This window comes from Bradyrhizobium sp. S3.3.6, from assembly GCF_040546905.1.
Lineage (GTDB): Bacteria > Pseudomonadota > Alphaproteobacteria > Rhizobiales > Xanthobacteraceae > Bradyrhizobium > Bradyrhizobium cytisi.
Genome location: NZ_JBEPOT010000001.1, coordinates 738,492 through 756,260, shown reverse-complemented (window position 1 = coordinate 756,260; position 17,769 = coordinate 738,492). Strand labels below are relative to the sequence as shown.

The 17,769-nt window shown below is 63.8% G+C and carries 18 protein-coding genes; 13 read left to right on the top strand and 5 right to left on the bottom strand.

The genetic code is table 11. From position 1 onward, the window contains the following. Positions 1-71 precede the first annotated feature (71 nt). Complete coding sequence (locus ABID59_RS03670) at positions 72-1,256, top strand: alpha/beta fold hydrolase (RefSeq protein ID WP_354082459.1); 1,185 nt, start codon at positions 72-74, stop codon at positions 1,254-1,256. A 79-nt stretch (positions 1,257-1,335) separates the two neighbouring features. Here ABID59_RS03670 and ABID59_RS03665 read toward each other — a convergent pair whose 3' ends face one another. Beyond that, the gene (locus tag ABID59_RS03665; protein ID WP_354082458.1) at positions 1,336-2,220 is read right to left on the bottom strand and encodes an amidohydrolase family protein; all 885 of its coding nucleotides are present in this window, start codon (positions 2,218-2,220) and stop codon (positions 1,336-1,338) included. A gap of 305 nt (positions 2,221-2,525) precedes the next feature. Between ABID59_RS03665 and ykgO the strand changes: the two genes are divergently transcribed. The 3 genes from ykgO to ABID59_RS03650 all read left to right on the top strand — a co-directional run bounded on the left by ykgO (position 2,526) and on the right by ABID59_RS03650 (position 3,811). Next, on the top strand, positions 2,526-2,651 hold the full coding sequence (ykgO, locus tag ABID59_RS03660; RefSeq protein WP_006611362.1) for a type B 50S ribosomal protein L36: 126 nt from the start codon (positions 2,526-2,528) through the stop codon (positions 2,649-2,651). A gap of 135 nt (positions 2,652-2,786) precedes the next feature. Further along, positions 2,787-3,425: a tetratricopeptide repeat protein gene (locus ABID59_RS03655; RefSeq protein WP_354082582.1), complete on the top strand. Its 639-nt coding sequence runs from the start codon at positions 2,787-2,789 to the stop codon at positions 3,423-3,425. 125 nt (positions 3,426-3,550) lie between these two features. Next, positions 3,551-3,811, top strand: a complete 261-nt coding sequence (locus tag ABID59_RS03650; protein WP_354082457.1) for a hypothetical protein — start codon at positions 3,551-3,553, stop codon at positions 3,809-3,811. Positions 3,812-3,813: 2 nt separating this feature from the next. Here ABID59_RS03650 and ABID59_RS03645 read toward each other — a convergent pair whose 3' ends face one another. Then, a complete protein-coding gene (locus ABID59_RS03645; RefSeq protein ID WP_148755059.1) occupies positions 3,814-3,996 on the bottom strand; it encodes a hypothetical protein in 183 nt (60 codons plus the stop codon). Between the two features lie 330 nt (positions 3,997-4,326). Between ABID59_RS03645 and ABID59_RS03640 the strand changes: the two genes are divergently transcribed. Continuing rightward, a complete protein-coding gene (locus tag ABID59_RS03640; protein WP_354032929.1) occupies positions 4,327-5,283 on the top strand; it encodes an alpha/beta fold hydrolase in 957 nt (318 codons plus the stop codon). Positions 5,284-5,301: 18 nt separating this feature from the next. On the opposite strand, the gene cycA is transcribed toward ABID59_RS03640, so the two are convergent. Then, the gene (gene cycA / locus ABID59_RS03635; RefSeq protein ID WP_148755061.1) at positions 5,302-5,697 is read right to left on the bottom strand and encodes a cytochrome c-550 CycA; all 396 of its coding nucleotides are present in this window, start codon (positions 5,695-5,697) and stop codon (positions 5,302-5,304) included. 254 nt (positions 5,698-5,951) lie between these two features. Here cycA and ABID59_RS03630 point away from each other — a divergent pair, with 254 nt between their 5' ends. Beyond that, a complete protein-coding gene (locus ABID59_RS03630) occupies positions 5,952-7,445 on the top strand; it encodes an FAD-linked oxidase C-terminal domain-containing protein (RefSeq protein WP_354032930.1) in 1,494 nt (497 codons plus the stop codon). Between the two features lie 46 nt (positions 7,446-7,491). Here the strand turns inward: ABID59_RS03630 and ABID59_RS03625 are convergent, their stop codons facing one another. After that, positions 7,492-7,827 carry a putative quinol monooxygenase gene (locus ABID59_RS03625; RefSeq protein WP_187435300.1) on the bottom strand — a complete coding sequence of 112 codons (336 nt, stop codon included), beginning with the start codon at positions 7,825-7,827 and terminating at the stop codon, positions 7,492-7,494. Positions 7,828-8,131: 304 nt separating this feature from the next. Between ABID59_RS03625 and ABID59_RS03620 the strand changes: the two genes are divergently transcribed. The 5 genes from ABID59_RS03620 to ABID59_RS03600 all read left to right on the top strand — a co-directional run bounded on the left by ABID59_RS03620 (position 8,132) and on the right by ABID59_RS03600 (position 13,362). Beyond that, positions 8,132-8,851, top strand: a complete 720-nt coding sequence (locus ABID59_RS03620; protein ID WP_354082456.1) for an ArsR/SmtB family transcription factor — start codon at positions 8,132-8,134, stop codon at positions 8,849-8,851. Positions 8,852-8,884: 33 nt separating this feature from the next. Further along, positions 8,885-10,123, top strand: coding sequence for an FAD-binding protein (locus tag ABID59_RS03615; protein WP_354082455.1), 1,239 nt, complete (start codon positions 8,885-8,887; stop codon positions 10,121-10,123). After that, positions 10,120-11,442, top strand: a complete 1,323-nt coding sequence (glcF, locus tag ABID59_RS03610; RefSeq protein WP_354082454.1) for a glycolate oxidase subunit GlcF — start codon at positions 10,120-10,122, stop codon at positions 11,440-11,442. The genes ABID59_RS03615 and glcF overlap by 4 nt, the downstream gene beginning before the upstream one ends. A gap of 70 nt (positions 11,443-11,512) precedes the next feature. Beyond that, complete coding sequence (locus tag ABID59_RS03605) at positions 11,513-11,905, top strand: histone (protein ID WP_354032935.1); 393 nt, start codon at positions 11,513-11,515, stop codon at positions 11,903-11,905. Between the two features lie 431 nt (positions 11,906-12,336). Next, positions 12,337-13,362 (top strand): TorF family putative porin, encoded by a 1,026-nt coding sequence (locus tag ABID59_RS03600; RefSeq protein WP_187435301.1) that lies wholly within the window; start codon positions 12,337-12,339, stop codon positions 13,360-13,362. Between the two features lie 76 nt (positions 13,363-13,438). Here ABID59_RS03600 and ABID59_RS03595 read toward each other — a convergent pair whose 3' ends face one another. Next, positions 13,439-15,202: an ABC transporter ATP-binding protein/permease gene (locus ABID59_RS03595; protein WP_148755069.1), complete on the bottom strand. Its 1,764-nt coding sequence runs from the start codon at positions 15,200-15,202 to the stop codon at positions 13,439-13,441. Between the two features lie 314 nt (positions 15,203-15,516). Here ABID59_RS03595 and ABID59_RS03590 point away from each other — a divergent pair, with 314 nt between their 5' ends. Both ABID59_RS03590 and ABID59_RS03585 read left to right on the top strand, forming a co-directional pair. Further along, on the top strand, positions 15,517-17,181 hold the full coding sequence (locus ABID59_RS03590; protein ID WP_354082453.1) for an L-lactate permease: 1,665 nt from the start codon (positions 15,517-15,519) through the stop codon (positions 17,179-17,181). A 135-nt stretch (positions 17,182-17,316) separates the two neighbouring features. Continuing rightward, complete coding sequence (locus tag ABID59_RS03585; RefSeq protein ID WP_354082452.1) at positions 17,317-17,715, top strand: META domain-containing protein; 399 nt, start codon at positions 17,317-17,319, stop codon at positions 17,713-17,715. Positions 17,716-17,769: the final 54 nt, after the last annotated feature.

Below are 17,769 nucleotides of genomic sequence, written 5' to 3'. Positions count from 1 at the left end.
CGATGGGCGCGGCCAGCCTGATTGCGGCTTCGCTTTGCCCAGCCCGCGCAAACCCTATTGGAGGAAGTGATTTGACCACATCATCATACGGCGGGGGAACGCTTCCCAAGGGGGTACGCTCGCGCATGATCCATGGGGTCAACGGCCTCGATGTCCATATTCTCGAAGCCGGTTACGAAAGCTCCGGCCGGCCGCTCGCGCTGCTTCTGCACGGCTTTCCGGATTTGGCTTACGGCTGGCGACACCTGATCCCAATTCTGGCTGACGCCGGGTACCATGTCGTGGCGCCCGACCAGCGGGGTTTTGGTCGCACCACCGGTTGGGTGAACGGCTATGACGCCCCGCTAGAGCCTTTCAGCTTGTTGAATATGACGCGTGACGCCCTCGGATTGGTTTCGGCGTTGGGGTATCGAAACACGGCAATGCTCGTCGGGCACGACTTCGGCTCACCCGTGGCGGCCTATTGTGCGTTGGCCCGACCCGACGTCTTTCCCTCGGTGGTGCTGATGAGCGCACCGTTCCCCGGTCCGCCGGCGTTTCCGTTCAACATTGCGGAAAGCGAGGCATCGTCGGCTCAACCGAACACTGGAAATCAAAAGTTGGCGGCCGCGCTGGCGGCGCTCGATCCGCCGCGAAAGCATTATCAGCAATATCTGAGCACGCGGGAGGCGAACGATGATCTGTGGCACCCGCCTCAAGGCTTACACGCGTTTCTTCGTGCATTTTTCTACGCCAAGAGCGCTGACTGGCCGGGAAATAAGCCGCATCCGTTGAAGGCGCCGACCGCCATCGAACTTGCACAAATGCCCACCTACTACGTCATGGATCTCGGCAAGACGATGTCGCAGACCGTCGCTCCATTCCAGCCTTCCGCCGCCGAGGTTTTTGCCAGCAACTGGCTCACCGAGCCGGAGCTTGCCGTGTACACGGAGGAGTATGGCCGCACCGGGTTTCAAGGCGCCCTGCAGGCTTATCGCGTCTTTTCCAACCCCGACCTGAACGCTGAGTTGCGCCTGTTTTCGGGCAAGACGATCGACGTCCCGTCGCTCTTCATCGGCGGGAAAAGCGATTGGGGCACCTATGCGACGCCGGGCGCGATCGATCTCATGAGGACGAAGGCGGCGACGAGGATGCGTGACATCGAGCTGATCGACGGCGCCGGTCACTGGATGCAACAGGAGCAACCGGTTCGGCTCAGCACGCTCCTGCTCGCCTTCACCAAGGAGGTGGGTGGGGCGGATCACACCAGCCGTTAGGAGGCCTGGCACAAGTCTTGAGCGTGAGGGCTTCGATAGCGCTCGAAGCCCTTGATGCGCTGTGGCGATGAATACGCGGCTAAATTCCCAACAGCTTGCGCGCGTTGGCCTTCAACACCTTCGGGCGGATCTCGTCGCGGATGTCGATCTTGGCAAAGTCCGACAGCCAGCGGTCCGGCGTGATCACCGGCCAGTCCGAGCCGAACAGCATCTTGTCCTGCAGGATCGAGTTGATATAGCGCACCAGGATCGGCGGGAAATATTTCGGCGACCAGCCGGAGAGGTCGATGTAGACGTTCGGCTTGTGGGTCGCGACCGACAGCGCCTCCTCCTGCCAGGGGAAGGAGGGGTGGGCGAGGATTATCTTGAGGTCGGGGAAGTCGGCCGCGACGTCGTCCATGTACATCGGGTTGGAATATTTCAGCCGCATGCCCATGCCGCCCGGCATGCCCGAGCCGACGCCGGTCTGGCCGGTATGGAACAGCGCGATCGCGCCGCCATTGTTGATCTCCTCGTAGAGCGGATAGGCCATGCGGTCGTTGGCGTAGAAGCCCTGCATGGTCGGATGGAATTTGAATCCGCGCACGCCATATTCCTCGATCAGCTTGCGCGCCTCGCGGGCGCCGAGCTTGCCCTTGTGCGGGTCGATCGAGACGAAGGGGATGAGGACGTCGAGATGGTCGGAGGCGGCCTCGATCATCTCGTAATTGTTGTAGCGGCGGAAGCCGGTCTCGCGCTCGGCATCGACCGGGAAGATCACCGCGGCGATGTTCTTGGAGCGGTAATAGGCCGCGGTCTCCGGCACGGTCGGCGGATGCTTGTTCGGCGACTTGAAGTAGTCGGCCATCTGCGCCTGGAAATCGTCGTAGCCGTCGTCGGGATGGCAGCCGCAGGGCTCCTCGGCATGGGTGTGGATGTCGATGGCGACGACATCGTCAATGTTCGGCAGCTTCAGCTTGGGCATGGGGGTCCTCCCGACGGGTTGCCAAATTGATTATATGATATAACGAACTTGGCAAGCGAACCTTGGTTGGGCGGAGCGGTCAGAATCGGGCCGGTCCGGCCGTTTCTACTGTGCATGGGGTTGTTTTCGCGAATTTGGCACTTCGGAACCGGGCAGTTAACATTGACATCACCTCCCGCCATGCCTTAAGAACCGCCCCGTCCCGGGCGGTCCGTCCGCCAGCGGGAAAGATCTCATTTTGCCACATTCGCGCGTGCCGAAACGGTAGTGCCGAACACGGCCTTTCGAACGTTCAGGATTCTGCCATGAAGGTCCGTAACTCGTTGAAGTCGCTGCGCGGTCGCCATCGCGCCAACCGCTTGGTCCGCCGCAAAGGCCGGGTCTATGTGATCAACAAGGTGCAGCGCCGCTTCAAGGCTCGCCAAGGCTGATCCGGGCGGGCTGATCCGGGCGGGCTGATCGCCTTCGCGCTCGCCTCGCGCACGCGCCCCGCAAGACCACGGTCTCACACGAGTTTGACGCCGCCCTGCTTTGCAAGGGCGGCTTTACGCGTTTAGACTTTGATGATGGCAGTGAGATTCCCTTTCGCGCGCACGCTGTGCCTGGCTCTGGTTCTCGGGACCGCCGGCTTCGCGCCCGTGTTGGCGCAGGATGATCCGGCCCCGCCGGCGAAGCAGCAGAAGAAGCTGCCGGAGCCGCCGGCCAAGCTGCCCAAGGCCGAGCGCACCAAGAATCTCGATTTCCTGTTCGGCGCGCTGAAGGCCGCCCCTGACGAAGACAGCGCCAAGCATGTCGAGGCGCGGATCTGGGCGATCTGGCTCCAGACCCCGAGCGACACCGCGGCATTGTTGATGGCGCGGGCCAAGGCGGCCGTCGATGCGAAGAAGATCGAGGTCGCGATCAAGCTGCTGGATTCGGTCGTCAAGCTCCGACCCGACTACATCGAAGCCTGGAATCGGCGCGCCACGCTCTATTACATGCAGAACGATTATGCCCGCTCGCTCGCCGACATCCGCGAGGTGCTCACCAGGGAGCCCCGTCATTTTGGCGCGCTCGCGGGGCTCGGCATGATCATGCAGGACGTCGGCGACGAGAAGCGCGCGCTCGAGGCCTATCGCAAGGCGCTCGCCGTCAATCCGCACCTCGAGAAGATTCCCGATCAGGTGAAGGCTTTGACCGAGAAGGTCGAAGGCCGCGACATCTAGCCTCTAACTCGATCATTTCTTGAGCGGTTGTGGCGCCCGCCGATTAACCACGATCGGAGGCGCAACGTCGCAAGGACTATTGCCGGCGCCGCCGCAGGCCTACCTGCATGGCAGGAGCAAAAGCCATGAAGCGTTTGATCTTTGCTTGTAGCTTGCTGCTGGCGTCGGGAACGATCAGCCTTGCCGACGGGCTGTTCTGGGTGGTCGGCAATCGCGCCACCGGCAAATGCAACATCGTGACCAGCAATCCGGTCATCAACGGCGACATCTGGTTCGGCGACGGTCCTTACAAGTCCAAGGACGATGCCAAGCTGGCACGCTCGACCATTCGCGCCTGTCCCGCACTCACGTCCGATGAGCAAAAGGCCGAGGACGGCGCAGGCTAGGCCTAGTGCAGAACGCTGCCGCCGCGTTCGGCAAGACCGCGATCGACGGCCGCTGCGTAAGCCTTTGCAAGCTCCGTCTCGAGATGCTCGTTGATCAGGAGCAGCGCCCGCACGGCACCGCGCAGGTCGCCGTTGCAGCTCGCGACGATCTCGTCGATTGCAGTATCGTTCGATCTCAAGCTCATCGAAAAATCCTCCGGTTCAAGCCAGGACAAATCCTGCCGGCCTTTCCCGCAGCCGTGAGGTTGCGAGGAGGATCGGCGCCCACCCGCGCCTAGATGGCGGAACCGACCGTGGCGATTATAAGGAAGCCGCCATGACGACTGCATGAAGCTGATCCGAGGCTTGTGTGTCGCCTGGGAATGCCATTGATTCCATTGCGTTTTTGCAGATTGAGATTATGCACATATCCACAGCCCCGGCATTTCAGGTGGAAGCGCTGACGCCCACCGGGCGAACTGCCGTGTGCTAAGACCCGTAGCTGCCATGTGCCCTGGATTGCCCGGACTTTCTCCATGATCGTGATGTCAATTGCGACCGCGCTGGTTCTGCTGGCGGTGGTCACGCAGGCCGGAATCGTCGCCGTGCAGCGTAGCTTTCCGCCGCAGGGCCGGATGATCGAGGTCGAGGGTGCGACGCTCCATGTCGTCGACATCGGTCCGCGCGATGCCGGCCTGCCGATCGTGATGCTGCATGGCGCGAGCTCCAACCTCGAAGTGATGCGGCATCCGCTCGGCGACCTCCTGGCCAAGCAGCATCGCGTCATCCTGATCGACCGTCCCGGCCATGGCTGGAGCACGCGCGCGCGACGGCAGGATTCGACGCCGGACATCCAGGCGCGGATGATCGACGAGGCGCTTGGCAAGCTCGGGATCGATCGCGCCGTCTTCGTCGCGCATTCATGGAGCGGGGCGCTCGGCGCGCGGCTGGCGCTCGATCACGCAAGCCGCGTCGCCGGCCTCGTGATGCTGGCGCCGGTGACCCATCCCTGGCGCGGCGGCGTCGGCCGCTACAACGAGATCATCGCAATGCCGGTGATTGGGCCGCTGCTCGCCTACACCATCACGCTGCCACTGGGCTATTTCGTCGCCGAGTCTGGCGCGCGCAGCGTCTTCCTGCCGCAGACGATGCCGGACGGTTTCGTGAAGGAGTCCGCGACGCCGCTGTTGCTGCGTCCGCGCGAATTCATCGCCAATGCCTATGATCTGGTGACGCTGAAGGCGTCGGTGGCCGAGCAGGCTCCACGCTACGGCAAGATCAGGGTGCCGGTCACGATCATCGCCGGCGAGCCCGACAAGACGGTAAAGACCGACATCCACGCGCGCCCCTTCGCAGCGGCGGTGCCGAACGCAAAGCTGATCGTGCTGCCCGATCTCGGCCACATGGTGCAGAACGCGGTGCCGGATCTCGTGAAGACGGAGATCGAGACAATAATCGGTCAAGTCGCCGCGGCGCAGGCGGCCGCGGATTAGCGGCCGCCGCTCACCCGCTTACTGCTTGATCTTCCCGTCCTTGTCGAACTGCGACACATAGGTCCACAGATTGTTGATCTCGGTCTCGTTCTTGATGCCGGCGAACGCCATCTTGGTGCCGGGGATCTTGGCCTTGGGGTCCTTGATGTATTCCTTGAATTGCGCCTCGTTCCAGGTGATGCCGGAATTCTTGTTCGCGTCCGAATAGCTGTAATCCGGCGCGGTGCCGGACTTGCGGCCGTCGAGGCCGTTGAGCTCGGGGCCGACCTTGTTCTTGGCGCCTTCGCCGATGGCGTGGCAGGCCAGGCATTTGTTGAACGACGATTTGCCGGCCGCGGCATCCTGCGCCATCGCGCTGGTGGCCGTGGCAGTGACGGTGAGGATCATCAGCGCGCCAAAAGTCAGTTTTTTCATAGGGTGCTCTTCGTCTCTTTCCCGGTGGGGTCTTATTCGGTCGGCGATCGTCGAACCCTGCCGGTTTTGGCACGGCCCGCTCGGCTTGGACAAGCCGCGAAACCATGACAGGTTTCATGATTTCCCACTTGTCCCAGAGCGAACTCGCCGGAAGATCGTTGCTCCGACTTTCGGATGGCCTACCCAAACGGCCCCGGACGTGGTTGATTTGTCGCGACAAATCGACACTGCGGCGTGAGCCGGAAGGACAAGTCATGGCCATCATGATGCCTGCGAGCGATCAGGCCGTGCTCGCGCGCCGCGCCGAGATCGTTACTGCACTGCGCGCGATCGTGCCCGGCGAGGGCGTGATCGATACGCCTGCCGAGATGCGGGCCTATGAATCCGACGGGCTGACCGCCTATCGGCAGCCGCCGATGGTCGTGGTGCTGCCCGACACCACCGAGCAGGTCTCGCTCGTCCTGAAATATTGTGCCGCCCACGGCATCAAGGTGGTGCCGCGCGGCTCCGGCACCTCGCTATCCGGCGGCGCGTTGCCGCTGGAGGACGGCGTGCTGCTGGGTCTCGGCAAGTTCAAGCGCATCCGCGAGATCGATTTCGACAATCGCGTCGTCGTCACCGAGCCCGGTGTCACCAATCTCGCGATCAGCCAGGCGGTCGCGCATGCCGGCTTCTATTACGCGCCCGATCCGTCCTCGCAGATCGCCTGCTCGATCGGCGGCAATGTCGCGGAAAATTCCGGCGGCGTGCACTGCCTCAAATACGGCATGACCACCAACAACGTGCTCGGTTGCGAATTTGTCCTGATGAGCGGCGAGATCCTGCGCATCGGCGGCAAGGGGTGCGAAAATTCCGGCTACGACCTGATGGGCGTCATTACCGGCTCAGAAGGTCTGCTCGGCGTCATCACCGAGATCACGGTGCGCATCCTGCAGAAGCCGGAGACGGCGCGCGCGCTGATGGTCGGTTTCGCGCAGGTCGAGGCGGCCGGCGAATGCGTGGCGCGCATCATCGGCGCCGGCATCATTCCCGGCGGCATGGAGATGATGGACAAGCCTGCGATCCATGCCGCCGAAGCCTTCGTCCATGCCGGCTATCCGCTCGACGTCGAGGCGCTGCTCATCATCGAGCTCGACGGTCCCAAGATCGAGGTCGACGAGCTGATCACGCGCGTCGAGACCATTGCGAATGGCTGCGGCTCGACCACCTGCCAGATCTCGACCTCGGAGGCCGAGCGCAATCTGTTCTGGGCCGGCCGCAAGGCTGCGTTTCCTGCCGTTGGCCGCATCTCGCCCGACTATCTCTGCATGGACGGCACGATCCCACGCGGCGCGCTGCCGAAGGCGCTCGCCCGCATCCGCGCGCTCTCGGAAAAATACCAGCTCGGCTGCGCCAACGTGTTCCACGCCGGTGACGGCAATCTGCATCCGCTGATCCTCTACGATGCCAACAAGCCCGGCGAGATCGAGCGCGCCGAAGCCTTCGGTGCCGACATCCTGCGCGCCTGCGTCGAGTTCGGCGGCGTGCTCACCGGCGAGCATGGCGTCGGCATCGAGAAGCGTGATCTCATGCCCGACATGTTCACCGAGATCGACCTCAACCAGCAGCAGCGGCTGAAATGCGCCTTCGACTCTCAGGGCCTGCTCAACCCAGGAAAAGTGTTTCCGACCCTGCACCGCTGCGCCGAGCTCGGCCGCATGCATGTGCATGCCGGTAAAGTTGCGTTCCCGGACATTCCGCGGTTTTAGGACCTTGTGGAGGGAAGAGCTTGCGAGCCCTTCCCTCCACAAGCGTTTACAACAGCCCGTATTGCGCGCGCTCACGCTTCGCCAGCAGCGGCAGCGCTTCGCCGGCGATGTAGGTCTTGAAATGCGCGCTCTCCTGGTGGGTCTTGAACGCGGCTTCGTCGCGGAACAGCTCGTAGAACAGGAACTGCGCCGGATTGTCCGTAGCCCGCGAGATCAGGAACAGCTTGACGCCGTCCTCGCGCTGCGCCTCCGGCAGGAAGCGATCGAGGATGGCTGCGATCCTGTCAGCCTCGCCGGGCTTGGCCTCCCATTGCGCGACCACGAGCAGGCCGCCGCCGTCGACGGCGTCGCTGATCGATTTCTGTGTTGCATAGTGGTTCATTGTCTTTGCTCCTTGCTCCTGTGCCTGAGATGACGCCGCCGTCCATGGCGAGAGATGGATCGCCAGGACGGTGCCGCAGGCGCGGATCACTGACCTGCGGCTGAACGCTCCATGTGTGCGCGGTGCCGGCCGCGCATGTCTCGATCGCTCCATCTGTGCCTCCCTTGCTTCGTCTTCGATCGCGATCGCTGCAACCATCTCGCGATGTCTTGCCGGTTGGCTTCGCCGGTGATCGAAGTGTCGATGTCGTGAACATTTCGATCCTGATCGAAACGTTGCGGCGACGTCCGGTGCGACAAGCAGGATGGGTTTTCGTCACATGCCGGAGCCGGCCATGCCGACCATCGCACGCGAGCTCGCCGACCTAGCGGCCCTGATCGCCGATCCCGGCCGGGCCCTGATCCTGTCGCGACTGATGGACGGACGCGCGCAGACCGCGGGCGAGCTGGCGCTGGTCGCCGGCGTCACGCCGCAGACGGCGAGCTGGCATCTCGGCCGGCTGGTGCAGCACGCGCTTCTGAAAGTCGAGCGGCGGGGGCCGCGCCGGTTGTACCGGCTGGCCACACCGCTCGTCGCGCAGGTCCTGGAGGGCATGATGACGGTCGCCGTAACAGGTCCGCAAGCCACGCGGCCGCCGGCACGGATCGATGCCGCGATGCGGCAAGCGAGGACCTGCTACGATCACCTCGCGGGCGAGCTCGGTGTCGCCCTCGCGGACGCGCTGCGGGAGCGCGAATATCTGGTTCTCGACCAGGAGGTTGGTGAGCTGACGGAAGCGGGCACGGCGTTCCTCGGCAGTTTCGGTATTGATCTCCGCCCGTCGTCGCGGCATCGGCGGGTGCTGTGCCGGCCCTGTCTTGACTGGAGCGAACGCCGGCCGCATCTGGCAGGGCGGGCAGGTGCGGCGCTCGCTGAGCTGGCGTTCCAGCGGGACTGGATCCGCCGCGGGCCGCAGGGGCGCTCGGTCGAGATCACCGATACCGGGCTTGACGCATTTCGCTCCCTGTTCGGTGTCCGCATTTGATTTTGGGACCAAATTTCGTTACCCGCTAGACGCGTGGACACGCTCAGGGTCAGAGACGCCAAAGACGTCGAAGAGGTGGTGCGCGCGGCGATTGCCAATGAGCAGCCGCTCGAGATCATCGGTCATGGCTCCAAGCGCAGCATCGGGCATGCGATGGCGACCAACGCCGTGCTCGATGTCTCCGCGCTCAACGCCATCACCTCCTACGAGCCCAATGAATTGATCGTGACGCTCCAGGCCGGCGCACCGCTGGCCGACGTGCTGTCGCTGATCGATGCCAAGAACCAGCAATTCGCCTTCGAGCCGATCAACACGGCGCCGCTGCTCGGCACGCCCGTATCAGGCACCATCGGCGGCATGATCGCGGCCGGGCTGGCCGGCCCGCGCCGGATCAAGGCGGGCGGGGCGCGCGACCATCTCCTGGGGGCGCATGCGGTCTCGGGTTTCGGCGACAGCTTCAAGACCGGCGGCAAGGTGGTGAAGAACGTCACCGGTTACGACCTCTGCAAGCTGCTTGCTGGCTCCTGGGGCACGCTGTCGGTGATGACCGAAGTGACGCTGAAGGTGATGCCAAAGCCCGAGGCCGAGCGGACGCTGCTGCTGCGCGGGCTCGACGATGCCGCCGCTAACAAGGCGATGATTGCGGCCCTCGGCTCGCCCTTCGACGTCTCCGCCGCCGCGCATCTGCCGAAATCGGCCTACCGCGCCAAGACCGACGGGCTTGGCGATATCGCCGGCCAGGGCGAGGCGTTGACGGTGCTGCGGCTCGAGGGCATCACGGCCTCCGCCGCCCATCGCGCCGGCTCGCTCCTCGAATTGCTGGCGCCGTTCGGAACCGCAACGCTGATCGAGGACGCAGCGTCATCCACGCTGTGGGCCACCATCCGCGACGTGCTGCCGTTCGCGGCCGGCGGCGCGCTTGGCGGCTGGCCGGTGTGGCGGATCGTCTGTCCGCCGGCTTCGGGCGCGGCGCTCGGCACGCAATTGGCGCGCGAGACCGGCGGCGACGTCATCTACGACTGGGGCGGCGGGCTGATCTGGGCGGCACTGCCGCCGACGGCCGACGCGCATGCCCAGGCCGTGCGCCAGCGGGCCAATGCGTTCGGCGGGCATGCCACGCTGATCCGGGCCGCTGACGACGTCAGGCGCAGCGTCGACGTGTTCCATCCGCAATCGCCCGGCATTGCCGCGCTGAGCGATAGGGTCCGCACCAGTTTCGATCCAAAATCCATTTTGAACCGGGGACGGCTGACGCGGGGCACTGCGGCATGAAGACCGAATTCTCACTCGCGCAGCTCGCCGACCCCGACATCGCGGAAGCCGACAAGATCCTGCGCGCCTGCGTTCATTGCGGCTTCTGCACCGCGACCTGTCCGACCTATGTGCTGCTCGGCGACGAGCTCGATAGCCCGCGCGGCCGCATCTATCTGATCAAGGAGATGCTGGAGAAGGACCAGGCGCCAACGGCTGAGGTGGTCAAGCATGTCGACCGCTGCCTGTCGTGCCTGGCCTGCATGACGACCTGTCCCTCCGGGGTGAACTACATGCACCTCGTCGATCAGGCCCGTGTCAGGATCGAGCAGCGTTATCAGCGGCCGCTGACCGAGCGGCTGCTGCGCCAGGTGCTGGCCTTCGTGCTACCCGACCCGCAGCGGTTTCGCATCAGCATGCGGCTGGCGCAGTTGGCCCGGCCCTTTGCCGTCTTGCTGCCGACCCCGCGGCCCTCGGCCACGCCCGGCCTGATCCAGCGCCTCAAGGCGATGCTGGCGCTGGCCCCAGGGCGGCTGCCGGCGCCGGGCGCGCGTCCGGGCAGCGTGTTCGCTGCGCTTGGCAAGAAGCGCGGCCGGGTCGCGCTGCTCCAGGGCTGCGCCCAGCAGGTGTTGGCGCCGCGCATCAACCAGGCCGCCATCAGCCTGCTGACCCGTCACGGCATCGAGGTCGTCCTGGTCAGGGACGAGCAATGCTGCGGCGCGCTGACCCATCACCTCGGTCACGACGATGACGCGCTGGGCCGGGCCCGGGCCAACGTCACGGCATGGCAGAAGGAAGCCGCTGGCGAGGGGCTCGACGCCATCCTGGTGACGGCGTCCGGCTGCGGCACGGTGATCAAGGACTACGGCTATCTGCTGCGCGAGGACGGCGCGTTCGCAGCCGATGCGGCAAAGGTGTCCGCGCTTGCGAAGGACATCACCGAATACGTCGCGGGCCTCGGATTGCAAACGACTGCACGGCAAGACAACATCGTTGTCGCCTATCATTCCGCGTGTTCGTTGCAGCACGGGCAGAAAATCACGGGGCTTCCGAAAGAATTGCTTTCCAAGAATGGATTCGTGGTGAAAGATGTCCCGGAGAGCCATTTGTGTTGCGGTTCGGCGGGGACCTACAACATTCTCCAGCCTGAGCTTGCGGGCCGGTTGCGCGATCGCAAGGTTGCCAACATCGCGAGCGTCAAGCCGGACATGATTGCCGCGGGCAATATCGGTTGCATGGTGCAGATTGCCAGTGGCACGTCAGTCCCGGTCGTACACACGATTGAGCTTCTCGATTGGGCTACGGGCGGGGCGCGACCGGCACTGGATGCGTCGCGCTGAGCTTTCGTCCGGAGGTGACGGCTGAAGGGCGCCCGATCGACCATTGTACGGCGGCAACAGGAGGATCACGATGGCGAAATCGAGTAAGAAAAAAAGCAAGAAGGCCAAAAAGGCCAAGAAGGTTGTAGCGGCGAAGAAGGCGACGAAGAAGAAGGCGGCCAAGAAGTCCGCCAAGAAGTCTGCCAAGAAATCCGCTAAGAAGTCTGCGAAGAAATCGGCCAAGAAGGCTGCGCCGAGGAAGGCCGCCAAGAAGACGGCAAAGAAGGCTGCGGCCAAGAAGGCCGTGAAGAAGGCCGCGCCGAAGAAGGCCGCCAAGAAAGCCGCGCCGAAGAAGGCGAAGGCAGCTCCCGCGCCGAAGCCGGCAGCTCCAGTGGCAGCACCGGCACCCGAGCCTGCCGCCGAGACAAGCTGGGCGATGCCTTCGTCTTCTGCGGAGCCGACGCCGGCCGAAGGACAAGGTTAGGCCTCAAGGGTTGGGCCCAAGCTCAGCCCAAGGGCCGACTTCATTCCCCGACCATGATCGAAAACAGGAAGGCCGCGGCGGTAACGCTGCGGCCTTTTTGCATCGCCGCTCCGGCTGCGGCCGGAAGTTGCCCTTTTTTGAATCAGCTGATTCGTGGCACGCGCGCCACGGTGCCGCGGACCTACGTAGTATCCCGGACGGCTCTGTGCACTTTGGAGTGAAAATAATGTGATCGAGAAGCAACACCGGCTGACAACCTTTCGTGGAATCGTCAGAACGCCCAAAAAGTCGGCAGATGCCCGTGTTTTTTGCTTCACGGTTCACATCCCTCAATCCAGATTGCGGCGGTAACGAAATTTGCAATCAGGTCGGGTGGCCCCGGGGGGCTTCCGGAACTCGACCGGGGTCTAGAACTGGTGATGGGGATCGAAATGAAAAAAGTGACTTTGTTAGCAACGGCGCTGGCAATGGTGACGGGTTCGGCTTTCGCGGCAGATCTGCACGTGAAGGCACTGAAGGCGCCGCCGCCGCCCGCGTTTGATCCCTGGGATATCGCCTTCGGCGGCGCGATCATGAGCGACTACATCTTCCGCGGCGTGACCCAGTCGAACCACAAGCCGTCGGTCGCCGCCTATTTCGAGCCCCGCTACAACATCAACAAGGACCTCCAGCTTTATATCGGCGTGTCCGGGGAGAGCATCTCCTTCGCCAACCGCGCTGCGGCCGAAATCGACGTCTATGGCGGTATCCGCCCGACCTTCGGCGCGTTCGCCTTCGACATCGGCGTCTGGGGCTACCTGTATCCTGGCGGAACCTGCTACAACGGCGGCAACGGCGGCCTGGCTGTCGACGCGGGCGGTAACCCGATTAGCGCGGAATGCTTCGCGAACTTCCTTCCCAACGGCAACGTCATGAAGAAGGATGTCAGCTTCTTCGAAGTCTACGGCAAGGTCACTTACACCATCAACGACAACTGGTCGGTCGGCTTGAACGAGTACTACTCGCCGAACTTCCTGAACTCCGGCGCATGGGGCGACTACGCCTCGATCACCGCCAAGTACACTGCGCCCAGCACGATCTTCGGTTCGAGCGGCGTCGGCATGTATGTGTCGGGCGAGTTCGGTCGCCAGTTCCTCGGCACCAGCGACTCCTTCTACGGCACGACCTTCACCAATCCCGGCTTTGCCGGGCCGTTCCCGAACGGCATCAAGTACGCCGACTACAACACCTGGAACGTCGGCATCGGCTTCACCTACAAGGTGTTCACGCTGGACCTGCGTTACTCCGACACCGACCTGAACAAGGGCAATTGCAACGCCTTCACCAGCGCCTTCAACGGCTCCGGTACCACCAACGTCACTGCGATCAACCCGACTGGCGTCGGCTCCAACTGGTGCGGCACGGCCGGTATCGCCAAGCTGTCCTTCGACCTGACGGCGATGACCAACCTGAAGTAAGTTTGTCCCGAGACGACTAACGGGGGCGGCAGAGCAATCTGCCGCCCTTTTGTTTTGGGCGCCGCTTCCTGCGCGCTCAGCGCGCCGCGCTCGGCTCTGGCTCGGCCGGCGCACTGCCATTGCCCAGCACATGGATCGCGCCGTCCTTTGCCATCGCCACCTTGCGGGTGTGGAAGGCGTCGAGCGTCGAGCGATGGCCGATCGAGACGATGGTGGCCTGCGGCAGCTTCTCCGCCAGCAGCCTGTAGAGCCGCGCCTCGGATGCCTCGTCGAGCGAGGCGGTGGCTTCGTCGAGGAAGAGATAGTCCGGCCCATGCAGCAGCGCGCGGGCGAGCCCGAGGCGCTGCTGCTCGCCGAGCGACAGCATCCGGTTCCAGTGGCCGTCCTCAGTGAGCCGTTCGGCGAGGTCGGGCAGGCCGACCGCGATCAACGCGTCCCGGATCTGGGTGGCCTGGAATGCGCCGGGTGCTGCGGGATAGATCACGGCGTCCCCCAGCGCGCCGACCGGGAAATAGGGGCGTTGCGGCAGCATCATCAGCTTCGCCTGCGCGGGGATGGCGATGGTGCCGGTGCCGAACGGCCAGATGCCGGCGATGGCGCGAAATAGGGTCGACTTGCCGGAGCCCGACGGCCCGGTCACGAGCACGCGCTCGGGCGCCTGGATGGCGAAGCCGTCGGCTGCGACCAGCGGCGTGCCGTTGGGGAGATACACGCAGAGCTTCTCGAGGCCGATATTGCGGCTGCCGCCTGCCGCCCTGAGTTCGATCGTCGCCTCATGCGCCGGCAGGTTTGCCGCGGCATCGACCGACATCTCGAAGCCGTCGAGACGCGCGACGATCGCGCGCCATTCCGCGATTGTTCGATAGGCCGTGACGAAGAAGGACAGCGCATCCTGCACCTGGCCAAACGCCGAGCCGGTCTGCATCATGTCGCCGAGCTGGATGCTCTTGGCGAAGTAGGCGGGCGAGACCACCACATAGGGAAAGATCGTCGCAGCCTGACCGTAGCTCGCCGTGAAGGCGGTGAGGCGCTTGGTCCGGCTCATGATCGCATACCAGTTGCCGATGACGTAGCCGAAGCGCTGAAGGAGATGACCTCGCTCCGCGCTCTCTCCCTTCAAGAGTGCAATCTGCTCGGAATTTTCGCGCACGCGGATCAGGTTGAAGCGGAAGTCGGCCTCGTAGCGCTGCTTCTCGAAATAAAGATTGATGAGCGGCGCGCCGATCCAGTGCGTCAGTGCCGTACCCAGGAGCGCGTAGGCCAGCGCGCACCAGACCAGGAAACCCGGGATGACGATATCGGTGCCGTAAATATGCAGGGGCGCCCTGTTGGACAGACCCCAGAGGATGACGATGAACGATGCCAGCGTCACGATCGACGACAGCAGGCCGAGACCGAGGACGAGCGTTTGCTCGACGAAGTTGGTGACGTCCTCGGTGAGACGCTGGTCCGGGTTATCGGCGGCGTCGCCCTTCAGCTGCATGCGATAATGCGTGGCGCCGTCGAGCCATTCGCCGAGATAATGTTGGGTCAGCCATCGCCGCCAGCGGATCTGCAGCCACTGGTTCAGGTAGAGCTTGTAGACGGCCAGCGCCACGTAGGTGAAGGCAAGGCCGAGGAAGATCCAGACCTGCATGACGAACTCATTCAGATCGTAGGCCTGGAGCGCGCTGTAGAACCGGTTCTGCCACTGATTGAGCAGCACATTGATCGCGACGAGCGCCAGCTCCATTGCGACGACGACGCCGAGCAGGCCGCAGCCGGCCCATTTGTCCTCCGATCGGAAATAGGGGCCGGCGATTCGCCAGACGGTCGCGAGCGTGGCGCTGATGTTTCTCACAGAGGGCGATCTCCTGACGGATATGCACAGCGGCGCCAAAGCCAAGCGGCTGAGGGCATGGCAGAAAATGGGTGCGCTTAGACTAAAGTCGCAAGTTCTGCAATTTGCGTTGGCTAGCCGCGGCTTGCAACCCTAGCATGGGCATAACGGCGTGGGGTGGGGGCTGCCAGATTTTCGCGAGCTTGTGAGCAGGCGGGAACCGCGGCTTTCGCGAGGAATTCGCGTCCAACTCGGGGGTTATCGCTTCCAACGTCGAGCAGGCCCGCCGCCCACGCTGGCCGGCCTGCCACATAAACGCGTGGGGGAGGAAGACCATGTGGAATCAAATCTATGATCCGCTGCACAGTCCCGTGCTGTCGACGATCGCGGCGGCGATACCCGTCGTTACGCTGTTGGTCCTGATCGCGAGCGGGCGCGTCAAGGCCCATATCGCAGCTGTTATCGCCGTGATCGTGACCAACCTGATCACGATCTTCATCTTCACCATGCCGGTGAACATGTCGATCCGCGCCTCGATCCTCGGCATTGTGACCGGCTTCTTCCCGATCGGCTGGATCGTTCTCAACGTCATCTTCCTCTACCAGGTCACGGTGACGACCGGGCGGTTCGAGCTGTTGAAGCGCGCGGTCGGCGGCGTCACCGAGGACCGGCGCCTGCAATTGCTGCTGATTGCCTTCTCGTTCGGCGCCTTCTTCGAGGGGGCCTCGGGCTTCGGCACACCGGTCGCAATCACCGGCGCCGTGCTGATCGGGCTCGGCTTCTCGCCGCTCGCGGCGTCCGGCCTGTCGCTGATCGCCAACACGGCGCCGGTCGCCTATGGCGCGCTGGGCACGCCGATCCAGGGCCTTGCCTCGGTCACGGGGCTCGATCCCTACATCCTCGGCGCCATGGTCGGACGGCAATTGCCATTCTTCTCGCTGATCGTACCGTTCTGGGTGGTGTGGGCGTTCGCGGGCTGGAAGGGCATGAAGGACATCTGGCCGGCGATCCTAGTCACCGGCGTGTCGTTCGCGGTCCCGCAATTCGTGATCTCGAACTACATCAATCCCTGGATCGTCGACATCGGGGCGTCGCTGATCTCGATGGGCGCGCTGATCCTGTTCCTGAAGGTGTGGCAGCCGAAGCAGCTGTGGCTCTCGGCTGCGCTGCGCGGCCGCGACGAATCGGTATCGCATATGGGCACGACAACGCCGCTCGACAAAACTCCGCTCACGCAGGCCGAGCTGTGGAGCGCGCTGTTGCCGTGGATCATCGTCTGCATCGTCATGCTGATCTGGGGCAACGGCGCCTTCAAGACCTGGGCGAACGGGATCTTCACCTGGAACTACGCCGTTCCCGAACTGCACCAGATGATCAACAAGATGCCGCCGGTCGCGCCAGGGCCGACCAAGGAGAGTGCGGTGTTCAGCTTCACCTACCTGTCGTTCACCGGCACTGGCATGCTGATCGCGGCGATCATTTCCGGCTTCCTGATGGGCGTGGGTCCTGGCAGGTTGCTGACCGAGTACGGCCGCACCATCCGGCTGTGTGCGATCTCGTTGATCACGATCTCAGCGATGCTCGCGATCGGCACGCTCACCCGCCTGTCCGGTGTCGACGCCACGCTCGGTCTCGCCTTCGCCGCGACCGGTGTGCTCTATCCCTTCTTCGGCACGCTGCTCGGCTGGTTGGGCGTGGCGCTGACCGGATCGGATACCGCATCGAACATCCTGTTCGGCAACCTCCAGAAAATCACCTCGCAGCAGATCGGCCTGTCGCCGATCCTGATGGCGGCGGCGAACTCGTCCGGCGGCGTGATGGGCAAGATGATCGACGCGCAATCGATCGTTGTCGCCTCCACCGCCACCAGATGGTACGGCCACGAAGGCACGATCCTGCGCTTCGTGTTCTGGCACTCGATCGTGCTGGCCTGCCTGGTCGGCGTGCTCGTGACGTTGCAGGCCTACGTCTGGCCGTTCACCGCGCTGGTGCTGAAGTAACGGGGAGGCGTGTTACAATGAAATCCCCGCGGGTCTCGGCTCGCGGGGATTTTTTGTGTCTTGGATCGACGAATCTTCTCAAAGGCTTCGCTGTCTAATAGAAGACCCGGTGAGTCAGGTCGATCGAGAGGTCTCATGGTTTCGTTCAAGCGGATGGTATGTGCGGCGGCCGCGGTGCTTGCGATGTCCACAGTCGCGCATGCGCAGGAGGGCTTTCCCTTCGGTACCGAGATGACGCTGGAGGCCGTGCCGCAGCCCGGTTCGAAACGAATTCCGAACATCGAGATCGGTGACAATGGCGAGGTCGTGATCGAGCTCTGGTGCAAGGGCGGCAAGGGACAGTTCTCGGTGGCCGGCAACACCGTGATTTTCGTTCCCGGCGCAATTCAGGATCGCTCCTGTCCGCCGGCAAAGGCCCAGGCCGATGACGATCTCGTCGCCGCTCTCGCCGCTGCCGAGACCTGGAAGCGTCAGGGCGACGTGCTCACGCTGATCGGCCCGAAGCCGCTGCGCTTCCGTACCAACGGGAATTGAGGCTCGCTCTGGTCATTCCCCGCGAAGGCGGGGAATCCAGTATGCCGCGGCCTA

What these genes read in the sequence shown, in the direction of transcription:
- ABID59_RS03665 (WP_354082458.1), bottom strand. Translation starts at nt 2,220, where the DNA reads ATGCCCAAGCTGAAGCTGCCGAACATTGACGATGTCGTCGCCATCGAC.
- ykgO (WP_006611362.1), top strand. Translation starts at nt 2,526, where the DNA reads ATGAAGGTCCGTAACTCGTTGAAGTCGCTGCGCGGTCGCCATCGCGCC.
- ABID59_RS03655 (WP_354082582.1), top strand. Translation starts at nt 2,787, where the DNA reads ATGGCAGTGAGATTCCCTTTCGCGCGCACGCTGTGCCTGGCTCTGGTT.
- ABID59_RS03650 (WP_354082457.1), top strand. Translation starts at nt 3,551, where the DNA reads ATGAAGCGTTTGATCTTTGCTTGTAGCTTGCTGCTGGCGTCGGGAACG.
- ABID59_RS03645 (WP_148755059.1), bottom strand. Translation starts at nt 3,996, where the DNA reads ATGAGCTTGAGATCGAACGATACTGCAATCGACGAGATCGTCGCGAGC.
- ABID59_RS03640 (WP_354032929.1), top strand. Translation starts at nt 4,327, where the DNA reads ATGATCGTGATGTCAATTGCGACCGCGCTGGTTCTGCTGGCGGTGGTC.
- cycA (WP_148755061.1), bottom strand. Translation starts at nt 5,697, where the DNA reads ATGAAAAAACTGACTTTTGGCGCGCTGATGATCCTCACCGTCACTGCC.
- ABID59_RS03630 (WP_354032930.1), top strand. Translation starts at nt 5,952, where the DNA reads ATGGCCATCATGATGCCTGCGAGCGATCAGGCCGTGCTCGCGCGCCGC.
- ABID59_RS03625 (WP_187435300.1), bottom strand. Translation starts at nt 7,827, where the DNA reads ATGAACCACTATGCAACACAGAAATCGATCAGCGACGCCGTCGACGGC.
- ABID59_RS03620 (WP_354082456.1), top strand. Translation starts at nt 8,132, where the DNA reads ATGGGTTTTCGTCACATGCCGGAGCCGGCCATGCCGACCATCGCACGC.
- glcF (WP_354082454.1), top strand. Translation starts at nt 10,120, where the DNA reads ATGAAGACCGAATTCTCACTCGCGCAGCTCGCCGACCCCGACATCGCG.
- ABID59_RS03605 (WP_354032935.1), top strand. Translation starts at nt 11,513, where the DNA reads ATGGCGAAATCGAGTAAGAAAAAAAGCAAGAAGGCCAAAAAGGCCAAG.
- ABID59_RS03600 (WP_187435301.1), top strand. Translation starts at nt 12,337, where the DNA reads ATGAAAAAAGTGACTTTGTTAGCAACGGCGCTGGCAATGGTGACGGGT.
- ABID59_RS03590 (WP_354082453.1), top strand. Translation starts at nt 15,517, where the DNA reads ATGTGGAATCAAATCTATGATCCGCTGCACAGTCCCGTGCTGTCGACG.
- ABID59_RS03585 (WP_354082452.1), top strand. Translation starts at nt 17,317, where the DNA reads ATGGTTTCGTTCAAGCGGATGGTATGTGCGGCGGCCGCGGTGCTTGCG.